General features: G+C 56.9%; 22 protein-coding genes. 6 read left to right on the top strand and 16 right to left on the bottom strand.

Features of this window, described 5'->3' with window-relative positions:
• The first annotated feature begins 55 nt into the window (after positions 1–55).
• Positions 56–1,882, top strand: coding sequence for a C1 family peptidase (locus HPY30_14820; GenBank protein ID QYZ67137.1), 1,827 nt, complete (start codon positions 56–58; stop codon positions 1,880–1,882).
• A 111-nt stretch (positions 1,883–1,993) separates the two neighbouring features.
• On the opposite strand, the gene HPY30_14815 is transcribed toward HPY30_14820, so the two are convergent.
• The 6 genes from HPY30_14815 to HPY30_14790 form a co-directional block, all read right to left on the bottom strand.
• Positions 1,994–6,346 (bottom strand): hypothetical protein, encoded by a 4,353-nt coding sequence (locus HPY30_14815; GenBank protein ID QYZ67136.1) that lies wholly within the window; start codon positions 6,344–6,346, stop codon positions 1,994–1,996.
• Positions 6,340–7,761 carry a toll/interleukin-1 receptor domain-containing protein gene (locus HPY30_14810; GenBank protein QYZ67135.1) on the bottom strand — a complete coding sequence of 474 codons (1,422 nt, stop codon included), beginning with the start codon at positions 7,759–7,761 and terminating at the stop codon, positions 6,340–6,342. Before HPY30_14810 ends, HPY30_14815 begins: the two co-directional genes overlap by 7 nt.
• 141 nt (positions 7,762–7,902) lie before the next feature.
• Positions 7,903–8,355, bottom strand: a complete 453-nt coding sequence (locus tag HPY30_14805) for a transposase (GenBank protein ID QYZ67134.1) — start codon at positions 8,353–8,355, stop codon at positions 7,903–7,905.
• A 130-nt stretch (positions 8,356–8,485) separates the two neighbouring features.
• The gene (locus HPY30_14800) at positions 8,486–9,061 is read right to left on the bottom strand and encodes a class GN sortase (GenBank protein ID QYZ67133.1); all 576 of its coding nucleotides are present in this window, start codon (positions 9,059–9,061) and stop codon (positions 8,486–8,488) included.
• Positions 9,058–11,199 carry a marine proteobacterial sortase target protein gene (locus HPY30_14795; GenBank protein ID QYZ67132.1) on the bottom strand — a complete coding sequence of 714 codons (2,142 nt, stop codon included), beginning with the start codon at positions 11,197–11,199 and terminating at the stop codon, positions 9,058–9,060. The genes HPY30_14800 and HPY30_14795 overlap by 4 nt, the downstream gene beginning before the upstream one ends.
• Positions 11,200–11,337: 138 nt before the next feature.
• The gene (locus HPY30_14790; GenBank protein QYZ67131.1) at positions 11,338–12,036 is read right to left on the bottom strand and encodes an OmpA family protein; all 699 of its coding nucleotides are present in this window, start codon (positions 12,034–12,036) and stop codon (positions 11,338–11,340) included.
• Between the two features lie 274 nt (positions 12,037–12,310).
• On the opposite strand from HPY30_14790, the gene HPY30_14785 reads away from it, so the two are divergent.
• Positions 12,311–12,676, top strand: coding sequence for an HNH nuclease family protein (locus HPY30_14785; GenBank protein ID QYZ67130.1), 366 nt, complete (start codon positions 12,311–12,313; stop codon positions 12,674–12,676).
• 73 nt (positions 12,677–12,749) lie between these two features.
• On the opposite strand, the gene HPY30_14780 is transcribed toward HPY30_14785, so the two are convergent.
• Positions 12,750–12,938, bottom strand: a complete 189-nt coding sequence (locus HPY30_14780; protein QYZ67129.1) for a hypothetical protein — start codon at positions 12,936–12,938, stop codon at positions 12,750–12,752.
• Positions 12,939–13,121: 183 nt separating this feature from the next.
• Between HPY30_14780 and pdsR the strand changes: the two genes are divergently transcribed.
• A complete protein-coding gene (gene pdsR, locus HPY30_14775) occupies positions 13,122–13,820 on the top strand; it encodes a proteobacterial dedicated sortase system response regulator (protein QYZ67128.1) in 699 nt (232 codons plus the stop codon).
• 6 nt (positions 13,821–13,826) lie between these two features.
• A complete protein-coding gene (pdsS, locus tag HPY30_14770; protein QYZ67127.1) occupies positions 13,827–15,908 on the top strand; it encodes a proteobacterial dedicated sortase system histidine kinase in 2,082 nt (693 codons plus the stop codon).
• A 131-nt stretch (positions 15,909–16,039) separates the two neighbouring features.
• On the opposite strand, the gene HPY30_14765 is transcribed toward pdsS, so the two are convergent.
• From HPY30_14765 to alaC, 4 genes are read right to left on the bottom strand one after another with little or no spacing between them, the layout of a single operon-like run.
• Positions 16,040–16,423 (bottom strand): glyoxalase, encoded by a 384-nt coding sequence (locus HPY30_14765; GenBank protein ID QYZ67126.1) that lies wholly within the window; start codon positions 16,421–16,423, stop codon positions 16,040–16,042.
• On the bottom strand, positions 16,416–17,450 hold the full coding sequence (locus HPY30_14760; protein QYZ67125.1) for a hypothetical protein: 1,035 nt from the start codon (positions 17,448–17,450) through the stop codon (positions 16,416–16,418). Before HPY30_14760 ends, HPY30_14765 begins: the two co-directional genes overlap by 8 nt.
• Positions 17,451–17,477: 27 nt before the next feature.
• The gene (locus tag HPY30_14755) at positions 17,478–18,791 is read right to left on the bottom strand and encodes a homoserine dehydrogenase (GenBank protein QYZ67124.1); all 1,314 of its coding nucleotides are present in this window, start codon (positions 18,789–18,791) and stop codon (positions 17,478–17,480) included.
• A 31-nt stretch (positions 18,792–18,822) separates the two neighbouring features.
• A complete protein-coding gene (gene alaC, locus HPY30_14750) occupies positions 18,823–20,034 on the bottom strand; it encodes an alanine transaminase (protein QYZ68074.1) in 1,212 nt (403 codons plus the stop codon).
• Between the two features lie 151 nt (positions 20,035–20,185).
• Between alaC and HPY30_14745 the strand changes: the two genes are divergently transcribed.
• Positions 20,186–20,584 carry an Xcc1710-like domain-containing protein gene (locus HPY30_14745; GenBank protein ID QYZ67123.1) on the top strand — a complete coding sequence of 133 codons (399 nt, stop codon included), beginning with the start codon at positions 20,186–20,188 and terminating at the stop codon, positions 20,582–20,584.
• On the opposite strand, the gene HPY30_14740 is transcribed toward HPY30_14745, so the two are convergent.
• Together HPY30_14740 and HPY30_14735 are read right to left on the bottom strand one after the other, a co-directional pair.
• Positions 20,581–21,111, bottom strand: coding sequence for a hypothetical protein (locus HPY30_14740; protein QYZ67122.1), 531 nt, complete (start codon positions 21,109–21,111; stop codon positions 20,581–20,583). The genes HPY30_14745 and HPY30_14740 overlap by 4 nt on opposite strands.
• Positions 21,112–21,186: 75 nt before the next feature.
• Entirely contained in the window at positions 21,187–21,330 is a 144-nt protein-coding gene (locus HPY30_14735; protein ID QYZ67121.1) for a hypothetical protein, read from the bottom strand.
• A 95-nt stretch (positions 21,331–21,425) separates the two neighbouring features.
• Here HPY30_14735 and HPY30_14730 point away from each other — a divergent pair, with 95 nt between their 5' ends.
• On the top strand, positions 21,426–22,112 hold the full coding sequence (locus HPY30_14730; GenBank protein ID QYZ67120.1) for a hypothetical protein: 687 nt from the start codon (positions 21,426–21,428) through the stop codon (positions 22,110–22,112).
• A 136-nt stretch (positions 22,113–22,248) separates the two neighbouring features.
• Here HPY30_14730 and ccoS read toward each other — a convergent pair whose 3' ends face one another.
• The 3 genes from ccoS to HPY30_14715 form a co-directional block, all read right to left on the bottom strand.
• Complete coding sequence (ccoS, locus tag HPY30_14725; protein ID QYZ67119.1) at positions 22,249–22,452, bottom strand: cbb3-type cytochrome oxidase assembly protein CcoS; 204 nt, start codon at positions 22,450–22,452, stop codon at positions 22,249–22,251.
• 69 nt (positions 22,453–22,521) lie between these two features.
• A complete protein-coding gene (locus tag HPY30_14720; GenBank protein QYZ68073.1) occupies positions 22,522–25,041 on the bottom strand; it encodes a heavy metal translocating P-type ATPase in 2,520 nt (839 codons plus the stop codon).
• Positions 25,029–25,538 carry a FixH family protein gene (locus HPY30_14715; GenBank protein QYZ67118.1) on the bottom strand — a complete coding sequence of 170 codons (510 nt, stop codon included), beginning with the start codon at positions 25,536–25,538 and terminating at the stop codon, positions 25,029–25,031. Before HPY30_14715 ends, HPY30_14720 begins: the two co-directional genes overlap by 13 nt.
• Between the last annotated feature and the right edge of the window lie 64 nt (positions 25,539–25,602).

Below are 25,602 nucleotides of genomic sequence, written 5' to 3'. Positions count from 1 at the left end.
TTTCCGCCCTCGCTCACCACCAAATGGATAAAACACAACTATAAAGGGGAATGCCATGCCCACAGAGATTCTCGAAACACCCGACGGCTACAAGCTCAATGCCGATAATGACACCCCGGACTCTCGGGACCACTTCTACCAACCATCGTTGATACAACTCAAACCGGTAGTGGAACCCGACTACGTCAGTCTGAAGATTCTGGATCAGGGCAAGGAGGGCGCCTGCACCGGCTTCGGTCTGGCGGCAGTCATCAACATGCTGAATCAGAAACGGGACAGCGATATCAGGGTCAGCGCCCGCATGCTCTACAACATGGCAAAAAAATTCGACCGCTGGCCAGGTGAAGCATACTCCGGATCCAGTTGCCGGGGTGCCATTCAGGGCTGGAAGAGTATGGGTGTCTGCAGTGATGAACTCTGGCCCTATCGAAGTGAAGACCGCTCCTACCTGACCATCGACCGTGCCAAAGACGCACGCAACAATACCGTTGGCGCCTACTATCGTCTGAAACACAACATTGCTGATTTCCACGCCGCCCTGAACGAAACAGGGGTGATCTACGTCTCCGCCAACGTCCACTCTGGCTGGTGGCCACGCAACGTCCGCGGCGGCCGCATACATTTCCGGGACCAGCCCCAGGGCGGACATGCCTTTGCCGTCGTCGGCTACAACGAAGCGGGTTTTCTGGTGCAGAACTCCTGGGGCCCGGGCTGGGGAAAAGATGGCCTCGCCCTCTGGAGTTATGAGGACTGGCAGGCGAATATCAAAGACGCTTGGGTGGTCCGGCTCGCCCTGCCCACGCCAAATATCTTTCCTGGGGTGGCGCATGCCAATGGCAATGAGACCGGCGAGAACTTCTCCCTCTTCAAAAAACGTCCAACCCGGGGAGAGATCGCTGGCCATTTCGTGCATATCGATGATGGCGACCTGCATGACCATGGACGTTACTGGAGCAAACGGGTAGACCTGCGGCAAACTGCTGATCTGGTCGCAGACAGCGAGGATTACGACCACCTGCTCTTCTACGCCCACGGCGGCTTGAACAGCATCTATGACTCAGCACGTCGTATCAAGGCGATGAAGCAGGTCTTCAAGGACAACCGCATCTACCCTTTCCACTTCATGTACGACACCGGACTGCTGGAGGAACTCAAGGACATCCTGTTGCGGCGCCACAGGGAAGGAGGTGAGAAAGTTGCCGGTTTTACCGACTACACCGACAAGTTGCTTGAGAAATCGACCCGCCCCCTCGGCCGCGCCCTCTGGCGGGAAATGAAGCTCGGCGCCAAACGCCCCTTCAGCAGCAATGCCCGTGGCGGCATGCAGACCCTCAATCTCTTTCTCGATGCTCTGTCCGAAAGCGACAAGCCCAAGAAGATCCATCTTGTGGGCCACAGCACCGGCGCCATCCTGCTGGCCTGGCTGATCAAGGCACTGCCGAAGGCCAGCGAGAACGCTACCATCGCCAGCTGCAGCCTGATGGCCCCCGCCGCCACCGTCGATCTGTTCAGGAAAAACTTCTCACCCGAGATCGGCAAACTGATCGAGCAGTTGCGTATCTACAGCCTTTCCAAAGAGCTGGAACTGGATGACCATGTCGCCTATGTCTATCGCAAGTCACTGCTCTACTACGTTTCACTCGCCTGCGAAGAGGAACTGGGAGAGCAGATCGTGGGTATGGTGGAACATAACGAACAGCTCCCCCAGGATAAGAAATTTAAAATCATCATCAGCAAAGGAGAAAACGAGAACGAAAAACGCAGTAACAGCGAAAGCCACGGCGGTTTCGATAACGACCGCGCCACCATGAACGACATCCTGAAAACCATCCTCGGCAAAAAACCGAAGCGGTCTTTTGATGAGGATGATCTCGATTATTAACCCGAGAATTATATGGCCGCAAACGGATTGGTGTATTAAACCGTAGGAGCGGCGCCCCGCCGCGAAAACTCCGTTGATAGGTCAATCGCGGCGGGGCGCCGCTCCTACTGTTCAGTTCAACAGTTCCAACTCGCTCTGCAATCTTGCCTCCAGGTCATCCCTGAGCAGCATCTCCCGGAACAGTGGCACCCGGTAGTAAAACTGCCCATTCTCATCACGGTCGATCACAAATCCGAGTCGCAGCCGTTCCAGGCTGTTGTCGATCTGCTGACTATCGGCTTTGACTCCCTTGGCCTTCAGCAACTCAAACAGCTCGGTGTCGGTGAAGTGGCCCTGCTGCAGGGTGGCGTAGACGATGACCCGGTCCATCCGATTGACCATGTCGTCATCGGAAAGATTGCTCCAACCCCGTATCGTGCCGATGGTTCGCTCACTGTAGAGAGCACGCTGCAGATCACCCGCCTCGATGGTGCGCTGATCCGGCTGCAGGCCGGTCAGGATCTGATTGCAGACGATGGAGATCAGGTTGGCCCGCTGGCCGGTCTCCTCCACCAGCCTGTCCACCAGTGCCGAACTGGCGTACTCCAACCCCATGGTCTGCATCGGTTGGGTGGCCAGTTCCCGGCAGGCCGATGCTTCCAGCGCGCCGACCTGGACGATCTCGCCGAAGTTCTTCAGCGGCGACTGGTAGTCGAGCACCGCATGTTCGTAGAGCTCCCAGAAACCCGCCAGGATGAAGTGGCAGTGCCCCTCCTCGCTCATGCGCCGCAGGGCATCGAGAATACGGTAGTCGTTCTGCCGTTCGTGGCGGATGAACTTGTCCGCCTCGTCGATCAGCACCACGAACTGCCCCTCGCTGCTCTCCGTATGGTCGGCGATCTCCTCCAGGGTCGCCTCCTTCGGCAGACCCAGTTCCACTGCCAGGCGCGGCACCAGCACTTCGCTGGCGAGACTGAGGTAGCTGCAGTGGTAGGGCGTCTGCTCATCGTAACGCCGCTGCAGCGCCTTCAGCAGGGAGGATTTTCCCAACTGCCGCCCGCCCACCAGCAGATAGTTGGCCGGGTCGCGGTTCATGATGTGGCTGATCAGGCTCAGGCGGCCGAAGAAGATAGACTCCCGGTTGACCCCACCCCCCACCTGGTAGGGCGATATCTGGGTCAGGGCGAGTTGTCCGGCAAAGATCCCGGCCAGTGTCTGTTCCGCATCCGGCCCGATCAGCAGCCGGGTCAATTCACCACCGAGAGGAGTAACCCACTTGTTGCTGCGGTCGCGGGTTCGTTCATAGAGTCGCCGCTGCAAATCGCTTTCGGATGCAAGGATCAGCGTAACCCTGGTCTGGGTTTCGGAGATCGCCTTCAAGCGAGTAAATAGATCCTGGCTTTCAGTTCCCGTCCGAGGCAGACAGAGCAGACAGCGATCAAGATTGAGGGGGAAACTGTCGGAGAGGTGAAGCATGAATACGCCATCGGCAAGGGTCTCGCCGACGCTTCCACCAAGCTGCTGTGCCAGCCAATCGGCTTGCGCTTTTTCCTCCATCTTGCGGATGAAGGCAATGCCCTGTTCCAGGGTCTGGCGGCTGACCGAGGCGCCGGAGAGCACTGTATTGAGTCGTTTGGTCTGAGCCAGGCGTTGCTGGGCTTCAGGCAGGGTCTCGAGTGGTAACGCAAGCAACCCAGCGGGATCGGCAGAGAGACTAACCACCAGCGGATGACGGTAGCGGCGCAGGTAGACAGCCGCCGCGGCCCCCAACAGGAACAGGATGATCAAAAACAGATAGAGCTGCCAGGGCGGGGTCGGCAGGATGATGTTCTTTTGATCAAACGCCCACTCAAACTGGGGCAGGCGGTCGGTCCAGGCTGCCATATCGAGGCGGGTGTCGTTTTCGACCCGGGTTCCTTCAGGCAGGACAAACGCCAGTTCCATGGATGTCCTGGGAGCAAAATCATTTACCGTCTGCACCGTTGACTCAAAACCGGGCAACCTAACGCGAAACAGGCCCTTCTTTATGACCTGACTCCCGACGTTGCTTAAGGCGATGTTCAAGGTCCGTCCATCCTCCAGCAGGGTGGCTGAATACCACTCCAGCTTGGGGCTCCGCACCTTCACCGGCACGGAAACCGGAAAACGGCTGCCGTTAGCGGTGCGCAGTTCAAACTCCAGGATCGTCTCAAAAGGTTCAGGTTTGCGGGGGAGAAATGCGCTGATCTCGACCGTTACCATCTCGCTTTCTCCTGGCTCCAACCAAAACATGCGTTTGGGATAGACCTGAAGATCAGCGCCCGATGCCTGCCAGGTATGAATCCAGTAGGCCCGCTTCTCTCCCCTGTTTTCAATCTTCAGGGGGAGATCGGCGGTTTCCCCACTGGAGATGAGCAGAGGCCCATCGAATTGGGGTTGAATAACCAGTTGATCAGTCTCCGCGACATCAGCGGGCGGGATGGGCGCTAACGTTTCAGCATTCAGCAACAGGGTTCCATTATCCCTGCGCCATACCCGGCTTCTGTCACTGTTCCAGATTGCCCAGTTGCCGTTGCTTCCACCAACAAAGGTATCCAACCGCTTTTTCTCAATGATATCCCAGAGATGGATCGCGTAGTTGTCATATGAAACAAAGGCAAGCGTGCGCACATCGGGACAGAAGACCACCGACCGTCCACGACCTTCATGGCCCTTGAATGTGTGTATCAGGGTCTGATTTTGCAGATCCCAGAGGCGGATGGTGTTGTCGTCTGAGGCGGAGGCGAGTGATCGCCCATCGGGGCTAAAGGCCACCGACTGTACCGATTTTTCATGGCCTTTGAAGGTGTGAATGAGGGTTTGGTTTTGAATATCCCAGAGGCGGACGGTGTTGTCGGCTGAGGTGGAGGCGAGTAAGCGTCCATCGGGGCTGAATGCCACTGACAGCATCCGATCAGTATGGCCCCAGAAGGTGTGTATTAGGGTCTGGTTTTGCAGATCCCAGAGGCTGATGTCGTCATTGGATGAGGCGGAGGCAAGCGTGCGCCCATCGGGGCTGAAAGCCACCAACCGCACCGCTTCTTTATAGCCTTTGAAGGTGTGAATGAGAGACCCATTTAGCAGATCCCAGAGGCGGATGGTTTTGTCGTATGAGGCGGAGGCGAGTGATCGCCCATCGGGGCTGAAGGCCACCGACCGCACCGATTTTTCATGACCTTCGAAGGTAAGAATCAGGGTCTGATTTTGCAGATCCCAGAGGCGGATGGTGTTGTCGTCTGAGGCGGAGGCGAGTAATCGCCCATCGGGGCTGAAGGCCAACGAGTTTACTTCTTGTTCATGACCTTCGAAGGTATGAATCAGGGTCTGATTTTGCAGATCCCAGAAGTGGATGGTTTTGTCGTATAAGGCGGAGGCAAGCGTGCGCCCATCGGGGCTGAAAGCTACCAACTTCACCGGCACTTTATGGCCTTTGAAGGTGTGAATGAGAGATCGGTTTTGCAGATCCCAGAGACGGATGTTAGCGTCTCTTGAGGTGGCGGAGGCGAGGGTGCGCCCATCGGTGCTGAAGGCGACCGACAGCACCGCCTTTTCATGGCCCTGGAAGGTGTGAAGCAGGGAGCGGTTCTGGACATCCCAGAGGCGGACGGTTTTGTCGCCTGAGGCGGAGGCGAGGTAGCGCCCATCGGTGCTGAAGGCGACCGACAGCACCGCCTTTTCATGGCCCTGGAAGGTGTGAAGCAGGGAGCGGTTCTGGACATCCCAGAGGCGGACGGTTTTGTCGCCTGAGGCGGAGGCGAGGTAGCGCCCATCGGTGCTGAAGGCGACCGACAGCACCCTATTTTCATGGCCCTGGAAGGTGTGAAGCAGGGAGCGGTTCTGGACATCCCAGAGGCGGACGGTGTTGTCGTCTGAGGCGGAGGCGAGGTAGCGCCCGTCGGTGCTGAAGGCGACCGACCGCACCCTATTTTCATGGCCCTGGAAGGTGTGAAGCAGGGAGCGGTTCTGGACATCCCAGAGGCGGACGGTGTTGTCGTCTGAGGCGGAGGCGAGGTAGCGCCCATCGGTGCTGAAGGCGACCGAGTTCACCGAACTTTCATGGCCCTGGAAGGTGTGAAGCAGGGAGCGGTTCTGGACATCCCAGAGGCGGACGGTGTTGTCGTCTGAGGCGGAGGCGAGGTAGCGCCCATCGGTGCTGAAGGCGACCGAGTTCACCGAACTTTCATGGCCCTGGAAGGTGTGAAGCAGGGAGCGGTTCTGGACATCCCAGAGGCGGACGGTTTTGTCGTCTGAGGCGGAGGCGAGGTAGCGCCCATCGGTGCTGAAGGCCACAGCCGTATAAGCTGTCTGGTTGTCGATAAACCAGGCCGGGAGACCGGTTTCACCGTTTGGGTTCAGGGGCGGGTGGGCGGGGGCGGCTACCGTCGAACAGGCGGCGGCCCAGCAGAGCAGCAGCAACAAGAGAGGTAGTGGGTTGAGATGGGAACCTTCCCGCCCTGCCCTCAGCATGAAAGCAGTTCCAGACCGGCCCGGCGGATGAATTCACTGCGCCAGACAAATGTCGAACCCTCACGGCGCAACAGGTTGTGCCAGTAGAGACGCCGCAGCAGCTCATTCCCCGTCCAGACGTGGAAGTTGCCCAGTGCCCCCTCCTCTCTTAGTAGTCTGCAGAGCATTCCCTGCTCGCTCTCCTGCAGGAATTTATTGAAGAGCTGTGTGGGTAGTGGCGAGTCATGCAGCTGTGCTTCACAATCGGCTTTGCGGGTCACCCCTTTGGAGAGCACATACTGGGTCAGGCGCGGGTGGCCGCCGGTGACCTGCTGGATGGCGTTCAATGTGTCGCCGGTGAGATCGGGCTGGCGCAGGATATCCCGCCAGTCTGCCAGGGTCGGTTCGGGTATCTGCATCTCTTCCGCGATATTGAGCAGAGAGAGCACCCCGGATTGGTACTTCTGGGCCGCCAGCCGTTGTCCCCCGAGCATCACCAGGTGAAAGTCGAAGAAGTGGTTCTCCTTGAGCTGGCGTAGCTCACCGGCCAGTTCCTGGCGCAGTTCATCCGCCCCGTTCTCGAAACCGGTAATCAGCAGAAAGGTTACGCCCTGGTTTTCCAACCGTTGCCGCAGCGCATCGCCCCACTCCCAACAGCTGTCGATCCCGTCCTCCAGCTTTGCCTGCTTTGCCAGCCGGCCAAAATAGGCGGCAGCATCAGCTTTCGTACTGCTGGGTGGATAGATACGCAGCACGTTCTCCGGTCGGTAGTTTTTGGCGGCCCGTACACAGAGGGCTTCGGCATAGGCCCCGGTGTTGATCTGCTCCTGGGCCAGCAGCATTACCGGCAGGCCGTTGCCGACGTGGTCGAAGACCCGATCGATGATGCCGTGATCCTGCAGCCTGGTTTCTTCGCCGCTGCTAGTGGTTGGTTCGGGCAGTTGCAGTTTCCCGTCGAAACGGGGATCTGCCCCGGGCGGCTGGCCGTCGATACCGGCCAGCAGGCGCTGGAAGGCCTGCCGATAGGCAGATTCATTGCTGTCGGAGAAATCGACGGCATGCACTTTTTCAAGAAAGGGCATGTCGGGGAATTCGCCCATCACCACCGGGATCAGGCGGAAATCGGGCTGTGACTTCTGCCGCTGCAGCATGGAGTTGTACTCCCACTGCACCCAACCCGATTCGGTGGCGTCGGGGCTGGCAACGAGGATGGCGTTGCGGGCGTTCTGCAGGGCGTTTTCTATACCTTGGGGAAACTGTTGGCCGGGGATCAGCTCCCAGCTGTCGAGAAAGATGTGATAACCCTGGGCCTTGAGATTCTTCGCCAGGATCTCCACCCAATCGCGGTGGGTGGTGCGATAACTGATAAAGATATCGTAAGGCTGGGTAGCGGTTTGTTCCGACCCCTGCAGGGGTTCTTGTTTGTCCAGCGACATCTGGGGCCATACCTCCCTGATATGGGAACCTTGATATTATTATAGTCACCTATTGGTTTTGATTTGTCATGTTGAATGATCGCGGCGGGGCGCCGCTCCTACGTATATACGCCCGTAGGAGCCGCGCCTCGCCGCGATTAATCATAACCACATCGCATCCCATAACGGATAATCACCCAACCTTTGTACTAATCCGGCACGTTTCGGATTGGCCACCACATAGCGTGCTACCGACTTTACATCCTCATCCCGGCGCAGAGCATGATCATGAAACCCCGCCTGCCATACCGGACGATGAGTTCCCCGCGACCGGTTGATGCTGTGGGCGCTGACCGATTTTACACCTTGCATAACGCTGGAGAGGTCCTCTTTCTCCAGTTGTAATAGCCAGTGCAGATGATCGGGCATAACGACATAACAGAGGGTTTGTGCGCGGGCGTTTCGCAAGGTCGATACCAATAGCCTGCCAAGCTGAAAATCGGTGAACAGCATGGTGCGTTCATGGGTCACGGTTGTGATCAGGTAGATACGACCTGGTTCACTGAAGCGGCTATGGCGTAGGGCATGGCCTTTATGGTTAGGGGATTTTTTCATTTTCAGACCTCCTTGTCTGGTTGGGTGGGTTTTCGCGGCGGGGCGCCGCTCCTACGCATTAATACGCCTGTAGGAGCCGCGCCTCGCGGCGATTTGGTCACGAGAAATGTAATGGGTAATCGGGGAAAGATCAAAGACTGACAGAACCCGCCACTTCTTCAGCAGTGACTACATACCTCAGAGGACCCCCAGGCACCAGGGCATCGAAGGGGTAACAGGTGATGAGCAGCAGCTGGTTGTGCGCATCGGGTTGCAGCAGTCCGGTCTCCGTTTCATGGTGCACGCTCTGCTGCAAAACGGCGTAGTGAACCAGTCCCCTGTCGGGACGCTCTATCACCAGCCGGTCGCCTTTTTTGAGCTGTTGCAGAAAGCGGAAGTGGGTGTCCCGGTGGCCACTGATGATGCTTTTTCCCGCACTGCCGGGACGGGCGCTGTTTTCGATCCAGCCCGGCCCAAAAGCGAGAGTGCGGCCACTGCCCCCTGCCAGGATGTAGCGCTCTATCTCCAGTCCCGGCACCGAGAGCCTTGCCACCGGCCAGGTATCGGCCCAGTCCCAGGGGGGTACATGATCGGTTTCTGATTGGGTCGCTTTCCAGGCATCAGCGATCAGGACTTCCGATAGCCAGGCCTTGGCATGAATCCATCCCCCGGCAGCCAGTTGCCAGGTGGCGGCCAGAAAGAGCGTTATCACGAGCAGCCGCTTCATGCCCTGCGTCTCCGCGCCAAAAGCAGTCCACTCATCAGCAACAGCAGTCCTATGTACAGATGGAGTCCGGCGGGGGTGGCGGTTTGGGGCATTCGCCCGAACACCTTGTTCGCCGTCCAACCATGGGGCAGGTTTGTCGGCATCGGCCTCGTCTTCAGCATCTCTTCGAGCTGACGGGTGGGGGTTTTGTCCACCGCCACCAGGCTGGTGTATCGGCTGACCAGTTGGTGTTTCAATGCGACTTCAAGGACTGCCTTACGAATTTCCGGTTCCGGCTTGCCGCGATTCCGCTGCGCCATCAGTTCAGCGATATTCGCCCTCGCCCAGAGCAGATGCACACCGGTTCGATCGCCACCACCCCCCAGATGGATACGCCGCTGCCAGGGCTCCCCTGCCCGGTCACCCTTGATGGTCAACTGACCCTGTAGTTGGTTTGTCCTTAACGCCAGCATGATCGGTTCTCCTGCATAGAGATCGGGCAATGGGTTCGGATAGCCCTCCACTTCGACACCATCAGGCCACTGCAACTGAATATTGGTCAGCAGAGGCTGTTCCAGTTTTAGAAAGAGTGCCGCCAAACGTGACTCGACCTCTTCCAGATCCCCCACATAGGTGAAGCTGCCACGGCCAAACTCCGCAGCTCGGGACATGAAGAAGCTGTTGGGCGCTGAACCTATGCCGATGGTGAAGAGACGACTCGCTCCCAAACGACGATGGATCAGCTTAAACAGTTCATCCTCATTGCCGACGCTGCCGTCGGTGAGGAATATCACCTGGCGCAAACGGTCGTGGGATTCCCTGCCATCGAGGGCCAACTCAAGCGCCGGTAGCATCTCAGTACCGCCATCGGCTGCCAGTGATGAAACATAATCCAACGCCTGTCTGAGATTACGCGGTGTAGCATCCACCGCATGCTGATGGAGCGCGCGGGTGTAGCTGCTGAACTGGATGATATTGAAGCGGTCATCCGGCCGCAGACGCCGCAGGGCAATTTTGAGCGCGGCTTTGGCTTGGGCGATGGAAGTCCCATGCATGGAACCGGAGGTATCGACCACAAAGATGGCTTCCCGTGGTCGGATCGGCATCACAGCATCTCCCTGGGGCGGCATTACCATCAACAACCCATAGACCTCTTTGTCCCACATCTCGGTGAAGAGAGCAGCATGAGGCGCAACGCCGATCTTCGGCACCCAGGTCAACTCGAAATCCCGATCCGCTGGAACCTGTTTCGACTTCAGGCCGATTTGATATCGCCCTCTGTCATCCTGGGTATGGACGATAGGATGATAGCGGCTCTCCAGAGATGCCAGCGGCAAGCCCGCATCCAGATGGATATTGAAAGAGACCGGGTTGATCCGCCTCAACGCAGGATCGGCCACACTGGGCGTGATCCGGCTAGCATCGGGCACCTGATCGGTATCCGCAGCCCAGCCGGTGCCGCTGAAACCACTGCTCTCCTCCGGCACTATCGGGATGCCGGGAATATATCGCGGTGCGATGACCAGGGGGAAACGGATCTGAAATCGTCCCTGGTCATAACCCAGGCTCTGCTGGTATTCGATCTCGATGAGAATCGACTCACCCGGCCCGATATTTGCTACCGACGTGGTAAACATATTGGGCCGTTGCTGGCTCAACAGACTCGCCTTGCGCCCTTCCGTCTTGGCCTTTTCGTAGGTCCTCCTGGCCTGCTGTTTCTCCTGAATCTCGCCCTCGATGACCCGCTCGCTGATGCGTATCCACAGCCGGTCTACCGCCGCATCCTCCGGCAGGGGAAATTGATAGATTCCCTCGACCCAATCCTGACTGGGATTACTGAAGCGCTGCGCCACATTTACCCGTGCCAGCATGCCGCTGATCTGCATCTCCACTTCGGTGTCCAGGTTGGGTGCATCATCGATACGCCGACCATCCAGTGAGTAGAGATTTAGGGTGCCACGCGTCACCTCATCGGCTGCCGCCAGCGCACTGCCGCTGGTACTGAGGACCAGCAGGACGAAGAACACCGATCCCGCCAGACCTGCGCCGATGGCGGCGACCAGTGTCAGCAGCATATCCTTGACGAATTCCCGGTTTCGGAGATCGATTCTGACCGGCCCGTCAACGTTATCACCCGCCTGCATGAGTGAATGGCTCATCTTTGCACCCTCCCCGCTGCTGGTTGTCTCCTTTTATCGCCCGAATCTCCTCCTCCGATAACCACCTGGCCGACTGGGTTGAGATCCGTTCCGGCGATCCGTAAAGAAATGCCTCGCTCAGAGGCTGTGGACAGCGTTTCATCGTCCCGCTACCGGGATAAATGAGAGCAGCACGAAACGATCGAAACCGAGCCCCTCCAGATCTACCGTGGGATAGAGTGCCATCCCCTCACCCTCGATCCGGTGTTGAATGCGTCCGGCATCCACCCCGGCAGCAACCAACCTTTGGGAAACGGTTTCGGCCCTCAGTTTTGACAGCTCCCGGTTGTAGTCATCACTGCCACGATGATCAGCTGAAGCGAGGATCTTGATATCAAGACCGGGAAAGGCATTCAGCATGCCCGCCAGGGCGTCGAGCTGCGGCTGAAAACGGGGTTCCAGATCGGCACTCTCGGTGCGGAACTGCAGACAGAAGGAGAAACCCTCTGCCACTGCCTGCTGCCGCTCCTGCTGCTGACGCTCCTGGCGTTCGATCTGCTCTGACTGACTACCGCTATGCTGCTGCAACTGCTGCACATGTTGACGGCTAGCGGCCAATTGATCCTGCTGTAGACTCAAGACTGTTTTCTGCCCGTCGATCTTTCCGATCAAGGCCCCACCGATAGCACCCACGACCAGACCGGGAGGACCGCCAAATACACCACCAATCAGCATTCCGATAGCTGGCCCCTTCAGTTCGCCGGTATCGTCTACGGAAGCATTTTCAACCGTATTGGCCAGTAGTGGCGCGGCAAAGAGCAATCCCACAATTGCTATGCTGAGCATTTTTCTTTTCATGATAATTCCCTCTGATTATTCCAGCGCGCCATTCTTGGCGGAGAACGGCAGACCATTGCCTGCGCCGGGTTGAGGGTATTACAGACGAGCGAAGTGACAGGCCGGTTGCACAAAACTGGCGAAGCTATGGCGAAAAATGGCAGGAGGGTGGCAGTGGGTAAATCGCTCTTTTGGAAGCCTGGTGACTATGACGTTCTGCTTGACGAATATGGAAAGGAGCCACAAACTCTATTTTAAGGCTGTAACACAAATCATCTATTTTTGGACTGCGACCATGACATCAGAAAATTCCTCGGACAAGCTCGACCGCATCGTTGCACAGGCTCGCAGTGCTCGGGAAGAGCGGGAGAAGGGTTACCGCGAGAGAGCGCTAAAAATGTATCCCTGGGTTTGCGGCCGTTGTGCGCGCGAGTTTACCCGCGAAAATCTGCGGGAACTGACTGTCCATCACCGCGATCACAATCACGACAATAATCCGCTGGACGGCAGCAACTGGGAGTTGCTTTGCCTCTATTGCCACGACAACGAACATTCACGCCACATCGATTCAGAATACGGCGATACCTCGACCGATACGAAAACGAGCACTACCCATAATCCATTTGCGGACTTGGCAGCCATGCTCAAAGAGCAGGAGTAATATCCCGTCTCACCCGCACGAAAACCCTCTCTGGATCAATACCAGCGATCGTACCCTGGTATATTCCGTTCTGTCAGACGCTAGTTGGCGGGGCCGAATCGGACGAGGCTTCACCCTCACGGGCCGCCTCCAACGCATGAGCCTCATCGATATACGGCCCGTGGCTTGGGTTGTCCTCGTCCTTGAAATACCAGCCTGCATCCGCAAAGAGCGAGCTGACCCAATATACCGATGCCTGATGGCCGGTGGTTTGTTCAATCATGTCGAGGATCCCCTTATTCAGGCTCCACTACAACGGTGATTTCGTCAGGAGCCTGTAGTACACGCTTTCGTGGTATCTTTTTTATTACCGAAAGTCCTATTAATCAGGATATATTTTCAGGTCAGGATGTCTATGCGTAATAACCCAACCCCCCATTGGTAATCACCTAAGGCCGAAAAGCAGATGCCAAAACAGATCGCCATCGTCGAAGATGAAGCCGTCATCCGGGACAACTATGTCGACTTTCTCTCCCGGCAGGGTTATCAGGTGACAGGGTTCGATTCCCGGCAGACGGCCTCAACCGCGTTTGCAAACTGTTTGCCCGACCTGGTTATTCTCGATATCGGTCTCAATGATGAGATCGATGGCGGCTTTGAACTCTGCCGTGAACTGCGTGCCCGCTCATCGACACTGCCGATCATCTTCCTAACCGCCCGGGATGACGACTTCGATACGGTTGCGGGATTACGCCTGGGCGCCGACGACTACCTCACCAAAGAGATCAGCCTGCCCCACCTGTCTGCCCGCATCGCCGCCCTCTTCCGCCGCATGCGCGCCATGGAGAAACCGGTAGCTGAAAACCAGGTTCTGCAACGCGGTGATCTGCAACTGGATATAGATCGCCTGACCACAGCGTGGAAGGCGCAAGCGGTCGACCTGACCGTCACGGAATTCTGGCTTACCCACTCTCTGGTACGTTTTCCCGGTCATGTGCGTAACCGTGATCAACTGATGGATGACGCCAGCATTTTGGTGGACGCCAGCAGCATCAGCACTCACATCAAACGCATACGCCGCAAGTTTCAGCAGGTAGATGACCAGTTCGACGCTATCGAGGCAGTCTACGGCGCCGGCTACCGCTGGCATCAGCCAGGCAGCTGATCAAAAATGCGACGGCGATTCTATCAGGGACTGCGTTTCAAACTGCTGCTCGTCTCCCTCACCCTGCTGGCCATCCCCTGGGCTGGTTACCGCTATGTCATCGAGACCGAGTCCTTTCTCCGCGCCTCCCAGGAAGAGGTGCTACTGGGCCGGGCCGAACTCATTGCCAATCTGCTCAGCCAATCCTCCAGCTTACCGACCATTCCTGCAGACCCGCAAAATCCCGTTTCGATTCTCTACGCTCATCGCCTCACACAGCCGATCCTGCTTGACGGTTACACAGACGACTGGAGAACCCTGCTGGAGCAGAAGCACTATTTCCGCTCCAGTGAGACAGACCTAAAGGCTGCTGCTTTCTCCCTGTTGATGGGCATCTATGAGGGCGATCTCTATCTGATGCTGCAGGCAAAAGACAAGACTGTGATCTACCCATCCCCAACGGATAATCGCATAGACGTGGGAGACCACCTGCGGATCGCCCTTATCGGTGATAGTGGAGAGATCGCATATTTTCAAGTCAGCACCGCTGCCCCTGGCTGGGTGACTGCTGAACCACTGGCAGGCGCCCCCCGCCAGCCTCTCATCAGGGGGGAGTGGCAGGAGACGAAAACAGGTTACAACCTTGAGTTGCGCATCCCACACAGCCTGTTCAAACAGCGCCTCTCTCTGGCCTTGTTTGATTGGGATGGGGAGGCAGATGGGACATCGACAACGACTGCCTCCACCTCCGGCCTGATGCTCCCCGAGTCTCTGGCTTTTGTCGTCACGTCAAATGAAGATGTGGAAACAGTGCTGGCCAGCTTCGTTTATCAGGAGAGCCGCATCCGCGTCATCAACCGGCAACAGTGGGTAATCGGACAGAATGGCCATCTTGCTCCCGGGAGAACACCAAACACCCAACAAAAAGGGCTGCTTACCGGCATATTGAACCTGATCCTGCCACTACCCGATAGCGACTTTCTGGACGACCAGGAGTATGCCGCAAAACTTGATGGCCCTGAAATCCGCCAGGCACTACTGGGCAATCCGACAGTGCATCGACGCCGCGCCGGTGATGCGTCGACAGTGGTACTTTCAGCCGCCTACCCGATCAAGGGAGACACCGGTGTGACCGGTGCAGTGGTCATGGAACAGACCACCCAGCGCATCCTCACCATGCAGCAGCAGGCCCTGAAGGGGATATTTCAGATCACCCTGATACTGTTCCTGATCACCGGTGGTCTACTGCTCGGGTTTGCCACCCTTCTCACCGGACGCATCCGTCGCCTGCATAACCGGGTAGAGGATGCCGTCAGTCCAGACGGGCGTATTTTGCACGGTCTCAGGCATGAGAAAACAGCAGATGAGATCGGCGATCTCGGCCGCAGTTTCAGCAGTGTGCTGGAGCGGTTACAAGAGTACAACCGTTACCTCGAGGCAATGGCGTCACGGCTCTCCCACGAATTCCGCACCCCGCTGGCAATGGTAAAATCGTCCCTGGAAAACCTGGCGCATGATGAGGATCCGTCGGCCCGGACACGTTATCTGTCGCGCGCCACAGAGGGTATCGACAGACTGACCCTGATTCTCGACCGCATGCGTGAGGCGACCCGGCTTGAGCAGACCTTGCAGCAGGCGGAAAAAGCGCCTTTGGATCTGGTGGAACTGGTGGGGGTAATGCGGAACAATTATGCCGTCACCTATCCTGAAGTCACCATCAAAACCCGACTCCCAGACAATCCGGTGGTAATCAACGCCGCTCCGGAACTCATCGTGCAGGCTCTGGACAAGCTTGTCAGCAACGCAGTGGATTTCCACCTGTCAGGCACGCCTCTGACACTCTCGGTGACGCAGGAGACCGGAGACAGCGTCCGTCTCAGCGTCATCAATCAGGGACCACCCCTGCCTGAGACCATGCAACGCCATCTCTTCGACTCCATGGTTTCTGTCCGCCCCCACACCAGCGATTTGACCCATCTAGGACTCGGTCTCTATCTTGTGCGATTGATCGGTGAGTTTCACCAGGGATGTGCCAGCGCCGAAAACCTGAAGTCCGGGGATGGGGTTTCGGTGAGTCTTGTATTGGCGACCCGCACCGGACCACGATAGTGTGCAGCAATATGGATGGTCATCTGTAGGGTCTGTCGTGCGCACCCTGATTGCTGCCCGTTCCGGTGCGCGCGGCGCACCCTACGCTCTAAGAGTAAAAGTGGTAAGACCGGAGGCCGCCTCTCGGATAATCAGGCTGAAGGGGACTCGACAAACTCCAATGCATTTTGATCAGGATCACGACAGAAGAGGGCCCGCCGTCCGGAGCGACTTACAGTGTAGGTTATGCCCGCCTGATCGAGTTGGGATTCCAACCGGTCGAGATCGCTGACAACCAGCGCCAGATGACGATCTCTGCCACCGTGCTCGGGTCTCCCTTCCAGGGGATCAGGATTGGGCAATTCCAGCAGGTGGATCTGTTGCCTGCCCACCTGCAGCCAGACGCCTGGATAACCCAGATCAGGGCGGGATTCATCCACTTCAAGCCCCAACAGGTCACCGTAGAAGCCAAGCGCTCGGGATGTATCAGCCACGATCAGGCTGACGTGGTGCATACTATTGATCAATTCACCCATTTTGATTCCTGTCCAAAAGATTGGCGATAGGCCGGCTGTGGCGCCAAAAACGATAGCGGTGTGTTTTCCGCAGCGTATAGCGCTTGCCGTTGCAGGGATAGACATGGAGCCGGGCATTTTGCTGTCCATTTAGCGATCCGATCAGCCGCTGCAACTTCCCATCCAGCCTTGTCAACTGTTCGGCCCAGTGAAATGGGTCGGCGTTCAGGACAGGCGGCAGAAGGTTTGTGACACTCAGCAGTACCTCACCCTCTCCGGACCAGGCATCAGCCAGGTTATCGGGAATCACCTGTGGCTGTATACCTGCCAGTTGAGCCAATCCCCGGCAGGTGGGATCTTCGCCAAAGATCCTTTCAAAGGGCGCCTTCTCCAGACTGGGCAGAGTTCCCACCCCGGAGAGCCAGAGACCATTGATAGTCAACCTCCCCAAAGCCTCGCGCCGTTGATTCAGCGGCGCATTGAAAAGCAGCATCTGGATTTCGTTGCTCAGGGCACGCCATTTGGCAGCGTCCGGGCCACTCGGCAGGAAAGCGTCGATATTCCGACCCACCACCTGTTCCAGACTGGTGGTAACCAGATCGGGACATTTTTCCATGTGCAGATACCAGTGCGCCGGTAAGGGTGTTTCCAGACGAAGACCATCTTCGGCAAAATGCGCATTGATTTGGCCAGAAATCTCATCCGCCTCAGCCTGTTCAACATCGAGCAGTTCCGGGTTGAAGAGCAGCAGGCGATCCCGGTCCGGGCACAAGTGTACTGGATCGGCGCGCAGCCAGCAGGTTTCACCCGGGGTCCCGCCGCTCCCAAGGTAGTTAACCGCGCCCTCAGGCAGATCCCGGCCTGGCTGGGCCGCCATACCGAATAGGGAAAACAGGGTGGTCGAGAGATCGTGACCAGGCGTCTCCTCCTGGTCAGCGCGTGCCAGAATCCGCTCCAGCACCGGAACACCCACCTCGCACCCCGCCGCCTTGAACGACGGCATTGGTCCGAGCAGACCGGGCAACAGCAGATGCAGGGTTACCACCATCAGTAGCAGACCGTGGCGTTACACAAATCAGCCGTCCAACTGCTCCACACGAATGCGCATCACCTCTCCGGCAACCGCATCCAGGGCCTCTATCGCCTCGATGGCCTGGTTCATCTGCCGTTCTTCCACGCGATGGCTCAACATCACCAACGGCACGCGGGTCTCCCCTTCTGCGGGCTCTTTCTGCTGAATCGCTTCGATGCTGATCCCGGCATCACCGAGGATACCGGCAATAGCCGCCACCACACCGGGTTTGTCATCCACGGTCATACGCAGATAGTAGGCGGTCTGCACCTCCTCCATCGACAGGATCGGATGGTCGGAAAGCTCATCGGGCTGGAAGGCCAGATGCGGCACCCGGTTCTCAGGATCGGTCGTGAGCGCGCGCACTATATCAACCACATCCGCCACCACCGCCGAGGCAGTAGGCTCAGCACCCGCACCGGCGCCGTAGTAGAGGGTCGGCCCCACGGCATCGCCCATCACAAGTACGGCGTTCATCACACCATCCACGTTGGCGATGAGTCGCCGTTCAGGAATCATGGTGGGATGAACCCGCAGCTCGATGCCCTTCCCGGTCTTGCGGGTCACACCCAGATGTTTGATGCGGTATCCCAACTCTTCCGCATACTCCACATCCTGCCGTTCGATTTTGGCAATCCCTTCGGTATAGGTCTTGTCGAACTGCAGAGGCACGCCAAACGCGATGGAAGCGAGAATAGTCAGCTTGTGGGCTGCGTCTATGCCCTCCACGTCGAAGGTGGGATCGGCCTCGGCATAACCCAGTGCCTGGGCCTCTTTCAACACATCGTCGAAATCACGCCCCTTGTCCCGCATCTCGGTGAGTATAAAGTTACCGGTGCCGTTGATGATGCCGGCAATCCACTCGATGCGGTTCCCCGCCAATCCTTCACGCACCGCCTTGATGATCGGTATACCGCCTGCCACGCCAGCCTCGAAGGCGACGGTGACCCCCTTCTTCTGCGCCGCTTCGAAGATCTCGTTGCCATGCATTGCGATCAGTGCCTTGTTGGCAGTTACCACGTGTTTGCCGTTCTCGATCGCCTTGAGCACCAGTTCCCGGGCCGGGGAGTAACCACCGATCAATTCAATGATGATCTCCACCTCCGGATTGTCAACCACCGCGAAGGCATCATCACAGACCTCAACCTGATCCAGTCCGAGCAGACCCTCAGGGTTGTAGAACTTGGCTGCCGCATGTGTAATCTGGATACCGCGTCCGGCACGACGGGCAATCTCTTGTGCATTGCGGGTCAACACATTCAGCGTGCCACCACCCACAGTGCCCAGTCCCAACAAACCAACTTTGACCGGATTCAACGTTATTTCTCCTTAGGGCCTGTTAACAGTCCTAGTTACTGATAAGGCCATCACGACGAAACATGTCGCGAATGCCGCGTACCGCCTGTCGGGTACGATGTTCGTTTTCGATCAACCCGAAGCGCACGTGATCATCTCCATGGGCGCCAAAGCCCATGCCGGGGGATACCGCCACCTTCGCTTCCTGCAACAGCTTCTTGGAGAAGGCAAGGGATATACCCCCCTCTTCATCCTTGAATTTCTCTCGATAAAACACGGGAATCGGCGCCCATACAAACATGGTCGCCTTTGGCTTAGTCATCTGCCAACCGATATTATTGAGGCCGTCACAAAGCGTATCACGCCGATTCTGATACATATTGCGTATCTCTTCCACGGCTTCCTGGGGGCCCTCGAGTGCTGCAATCGCCGCCACCTGAATGGGGGTGAAGGTGCCGTAATCGAGGTAGGACTTGATGCGCGAAAGCGCTGCCACCAGGGTCTTGTTGCCGCACATGAAACCCACGCGCCAGCCGGGCATATTGTAACTCTTTGAGAGCGAGAAAAACTCCACCGCGATCTCTTCAGCGCCGGGTATCTGCAGTATCGACGGCGCCTTGTAACCGTCGAAGACGATATCCGCATAGGCCAAGTCGTGGATCACCCAGATATTATGCTCTTTGGCAATCTCCACCACCTTCTCGAAAAAATCGAGTTCAACACAATGGGTGGTCGGATTACCGGGAAAATTCAGCACCAGCATCTTTGGTTTGGGCCAGGAGTCGTTGATCGCTCGCTGCAGCTCCTCAAAGAAATCGACACCGTCAACCATCGGCACATGGCGTACATCGGCACCCGCGATGATGAATCCATACGGGTGGATAGGATAAGCAGGATTGGGCACCAGCACCGAGTCCCCCGGTCCCATGCAGGCCAGAGCAAGATGAGCCAGACCCTCTTTGGAACCGATAGTGGTGATGACCTGGGTCTCCGGATCGAGATCCACGTCGTAACGATTCTTGTACCAGCGACTCATGGCCCGCCGCAACCGTGGAATACCCTTGGACATGGAGTAACGGTGGGTATCCTTGCGATTGGCCGCTTCGCAGAGCTTGTCGACAATGTGCTGAGGGGTCGGCTGATCCGGATTGCCCATGCCGAAGTCGATGATGTCCTCGCCCCGCGCTCGCGCTGCTGCCTTGAGTTCATTCACAATGGCGAACACATAGGGCGGCAACCGCTCGATTCTGCGGAACTTTTCCATCTCGGACGTAGACACGAATACCTCTGCTCTATTTAGAGTCGGCAAAAGGGATAAAGGTAACCGACAGACAGTGAAATATCAATTTCGCTGCACATAAACTTGCCCTGAATCGGTGCTTTTTTCAGCCCCGGGAATCCGGTATCTTCTGTCCATGAAATTCACTCAGGATGACCAATCTCAGGGGTACGTGATCCACGCCTACGAAAATGGGCGGGTCAATATCAGCGGCAAGGACTATCACGACAGCCTGATTCTGTTGCCAAGACAGATCATCGAACACTGGCGTCCGAACTCCTTCGATACCCTGCTCAGGGAGGATTTCTCAGGGATCGCTGAGTTGGCGCCAGAACTTCTACTGCTTGGAACCGGCGCCACGCATCGATTCCCCCATCCGTCGCTCCTGCAACAGCTGGCGGACTCGGGCATCGGCGTCGAGTCGATGACCACCGACGCTGCCTGCCGCACCTACAATATCCTGATGTCAGAGGGACGCAGGGTTGCAGCCGCCCTGCTGATAACGAACCAGGAAGCTGTTAACACAAAACCCTAATGGTCGTAGACGATCTCTTCCACCACCACGATATCTTCCGGTGGCGGATACTTCTCGACCAGACGATCCGGCAGTTTGTGCAATATCGTCTGATGCAGTGCATCCGATTCCATCAGGATCAACACCAACACGGTAACCATGACCGGCAGCCCCCCTATACCACCGACGAGCGCATAGACCGCCACCTCCATCATGCCGAAGTAGGCATAACCGACCCAACCCAGCAACGATGCAATCAATCCCAACAGCAGCATATAGATAAAGACTCGGCTCCGGGCGGCACAAATCTGCCAGTGGCACATTACGAACCAGTCATCGATCTCCTTTGATCGGCGCGCACGCCAGAGCGTATAAACCAGAAGACCCAGGGAGACGACAGGCACCATTGCAAGGGGCTGCCAGTAGGATTTGGCCAAACCCAGGGAAGCCACGAACCAGAGGATATGGTTGCCAATCAGATTGGTAAGAAAAATCTCGTGGGGCATCTTGGCCTTGCTGGCCACTTCTTCGGCAATCTCGAATTTCATCTGAGCAGACTCTGGGTCAATGACAGCGGTACAAAGCACCAGACGTTACCACCAGACGAAATCAAATGCATCTCTTCAGGGAGACTCGTTGTTACTCTCCATCTTGGCGAACAGCCACTTTTTCAGTCCAAACAGCGCCAGAAAGAGAACCAAACCGACAAGCAACCCAATCCAGGGCTGCTCTTTGAGAATTGTTATAAGCCAAAGACCGCTTCCCATTGTAGAATCCCCGCTTCGGTGAATATCTTTCATATACTAGCGCCGAACTCAACGCACTACGATGTGTATTATCAATTGCCCCAGGTAGATGGCCAATGGAAAAAAAGATCTTTTTTTGGGTACTTTCCCTTACCCTCGTCGCATTGGCGCTTGCTCTGGTGCTGCCCGGAGGGCGTGCACCTGACCCCAACCCCAAACTGCCTTGGGATATCAAGGTGGACGGAGCAGGTGTCTCCGAGGTGTTCGGGTTGAAGCTCGGCAGCAGCACACTGCAGGAAGCCAGAGATATTTTGCAGGACTCAGGGAAGGTCAGCCTGTTTGTCACAAAAGCAGGAAAGCCTGAGCTTGAAGCCTACTTTGAGCGCATCTTTCTCAGTGGTCTTAGGGCCGATTTCGTCCTGGTGCTTGAGGGCGATGAAGAGACCCTGCAGCAGATTTATGACAGGGGGAGCCGCATCAGCCGCACCACTGAGATCACACGAAAAGTGGAAATTGCCTCTGAAGACCAGTTTCTGGTAGCAACTTTTCCCATAAAACTGATCAACTATATTCCCCAGGCAAACCTGGAAGCAGAACTGCTAAGCAGCCGTTTTGGAGAACCTTTGCAGAAAATTCCGGAAGCTGAAACCGGCGTGGTTCACTGGGTCTATCCTGAAATGGGCTTGAGCATCGGTCTGAATCCCGATGGAAAGGAGGTCTTCCAATATGCGCCGCCAAAAGAGATCGATAAATTGATTCAGCGGCTCAACGAGAGCGCGAAGGATGAGAGAGTTGTAAACTGACGGTTGTTGCCGGGTTTAATCGTTTTTGTAGGAGTGGCGCCCCGCCACGATTTACCTAGCTACGGAGCAATCGCAGCGAGGGCGCCGCTCCTACATTATGTTCAGGATTTTCAGTAAGAAACCGGAACAGTATGCTTCAACTCTTATCCTGATCTTCCGCGTCAGGCATCATCGTTTTTGGTCTTTTCTTTTTAACGACAATGTCATCATCCATCAAAATCCGGTGGGCTTCGCCTTCCAGATCGTCAAACTGACCACTGCGGGCAGCCCAGAATAACACTGCCACAGCCACCAGGCCGAGCAGGATCATACCCGGAATCAAACCATATATGACTTCCATAACCGTGCTCCGTGAAGATTGGAGCAACCCGCTTCCATCCGGAAACAGTGTTGCTTCGTAAGCTGGATTTTACCGGGCTTTGATGCCCCGGAACAGGGTGCGTATCCGCGCAGAGTTCCCGATCACTGCCAGTGAACTCAGGGGCATGGAGATTGCCGCCACCAGGGGTGTCACGATTGCAGCCATCGCCAACGGCACCATAATGATATTGTAGGCAATGGAGATGCCGATATTCTGCCGGATGGTTTTCAGGGTCCGCCGCGAGAGACCGGCAGCCAGACGAACCTTTTCAAGCTCACTGCTCATCAGCACAATATCGGCACTGGCGATGGAGACATCGGTGCCGGATCCCATGGCGATTCCCACGTCAGCCCGTACCAGTGCCGGTGCGTCATTCACCCCATCGCCCACCATGGCGACCTTTCTCCCATCCACCTGCAGTGACTGGATGACCTGATCCTTCTCTTCGGGCAACACCTCGGCTATCACCTCCATGCCACCCAAACGCTCGGCAATCGCCTCGGCTGCCTGACGCCGGTCCCCGCTCAACAGGGTCACTTCCATACCCTCCGCTTTGAGGTCGCGAATCAGTGCAGGCGCCTCTTCACGAATCCGGTCCTCGATACCGATCAACGCCACCTCTTTGCCATCCACTGCTATCCGGATGGAGCCAATTCCCCGCTGATCAAGCGCTGCTGCCTGCCGCTCCAGAGAAACCTGCAGTTTGATTTGGTTCTTCTGCAACCAGCTGCTGCTACCGGACAGCAGCGATTCACCCGCTACAATGCCACGGATACCAAACCCTGGTTCGTTCTCGAAGCCAGTGGCTGTTTTCGAACGAAAGCTTAACCCCTGCGATTCGGCCCATGACAGGATTGCCTGCGCCGTGGGATGCTCAGAGTAGCGTTCCAGGGCCGCCAGTTTTGTCATAAGTGACTGAACTTCCTCAGGTATCGCCTCGCCATCGGTTTCATGCCATTCACAGCCATCCATTTGTACCAGGACAACTGACATCTTCCCCTCGGTGAGGGTGCCGGTTTTGTCGAAGATGACATGGTTGATGGATGAGAGCGTCTCCAGCACCTCGCCGTTCCTGACCAGAATGCCGTACTTCGCACCCAGGCCGGAAGCGACTGCGATCGACATGGGGGTGGCCAGGCCAAAGGCACAGGGGCAGGTAATGATCAAGACGGAAGTTGCGGCCAGCAGAGCGACCTCCAGGTCGGTCCCCACCCACCAGAGGAAGGTGGCGGTTGCAAGGCCCAGGGTAACCGCAACAAACCAGGGAACGATCCGGTCCGCCACACACTGAATCGGCGCCTTCGAGGCCTGCGCCTCCTCCACCAGGCGGATGATCCGCCCCAAGGCAGTATCCTTCAGTGAACTGACCACCTTCAGCTGTAACATACCGTGACCGTTGATGGTTCCTGCGGAGACACTATCCCCAGTTGTCTTGACCACCGGCACAGCTTCACCGGTCAGCATCGCCTCGTCCACGACACTCTGCCCTTCAGCAACCACGCCATCGACGGGGATGCGTTCACCCGGTTTGACGAGCACCACCTCGTCGACGGCCACTGCGCGGATTGGAACAATCTTCTCCTCACCCTCACGGAAAACCGTCGCCACCCGAGGCTGCAGGTCGAGCAACCGCTGGGTCGCTGCCACTGCCTGCCGTTTGGAGATCGCCTCCAGATAGCGTCCCACCAGAATGACGAACAGAAAGTTGACGACGGTGTCGTAGTAGACTTCGCCGGTTTGGGTTCCCGTGACGGTGACATAGACCGAATAGAGATAGGTGATGCTGGCGCCTATGGCAATAGGCAGATCCATGCCCAGGTGAAAGTTCTTTATCCCCGACCAGGCACCTTTGAAAAATGGAAATCCTGAATAGAGCAGTACGGGTGTTGCCAGCAGAAAACCGACCCAGTGAAAGAGACCGCGAAACTCTCCCTCATCCGCTCCGGAATAGAGCGCGATGGAGATCCACATCAGATTCATCATACCGAAGCCGGCAAACGCCATCCGATACAACAGGTTCCGGTTCTGCTGCTTCAGCTTGCCCTCGGCAACCTCGGGATCATAGGGCACCGCTGCATAACCGATCTGCCCCAAGCGGCTGATGATGGCTGAGAGTGCGACCTGTCCGTTGTGCCATTTAACATGCAGTCGTTTGCCGGAGAGATTGACCCGCGCCTCGATAATGCCGGGCATGGCGTTGAGACTATGTTCGATGAGCCAGACGCAGGCAGCGCAGTGAATCCCCTCCACCAGCAGATGGATATCCCGGGCCTCGCCCAAATCACCGACGAACTCCTCCTGAACTTCATCCAGGTCGTAGAGCGCAAGCTCCTTGGGAATATCCGGCGGCGGCGCCAGGGACGCATCTTCCGGGGTTCGCTGGTAGAAACCTTCGAGTCCTGCCTGATAGATCGCTTCACAGACCGACTTGCAGCCATTACAGCAGAAATGTTGCTGTTCACCCTCGATCTCTGCGAAAACTTCATCCGCCGGGGGGACCGGCAGGTTACAGTGGAAGCAGTGCCGCTCCGCGCTCGATTCAGTCACGATGCGGCTCAGGGCTGCCAGTCGATACCAACCCCGACACGTTTAGGGGTATTGAATTCATCTTCACCAAGTTTGGCGCTGACAAGCATATCCCACGCGCCGATAAGCGGGAAAGCCACCTGGGTTTCGTAGACACCGGGCTCAACCGCTTTCATCGGTATGGAGAAATCCTGCCTGGCATCGGAAGGCCGGTAGACGTAGAGAATCACCGCATCCGGCGTCACCGCCTCCCCCGCTTTGTCTTTCACCACGAAACGGCAGAGAACCGACTGGTCGATCTCGATCTTTTTTGGCAACTGTACATCCATCTGCCAACCGGGATCCCGTGCCTGGCGTTTGAGCATGTTCTTTTCATAATCCTGACCACGCTCATAGAAATCTTCAACGACCAGTCCGGAATCATTATCCACAGCCATGAAGATCATAATCAGATTCATGGTGAAAAAGATAGCCACCATAGCCACCCAGCCGATAACCCAGGGACTTCTCCAAGCAGAATTTTTGTTTGCCATATTCATCTAACCGAATTCGTTACAGGCCCTACTTACAAATAGTAAGGGGGCGGACCTTTCAGCCCGCCCC

This window comes from Gammaproteobacteria bacterium (ex Lamellibrachia satsuma), assembly GCA_019623805.1.
Taxonomy (GTDB): Bacteria; Pseudomonadota; Gammaproteobacteria; order Chromatiales; family Chromatiaceae; genus QGON01.
The sequence above is the reverse complement of the archived record's forward strand: the minus strand, read 5'-3'. Positions and strand labels throughout refer to the sequence as shown.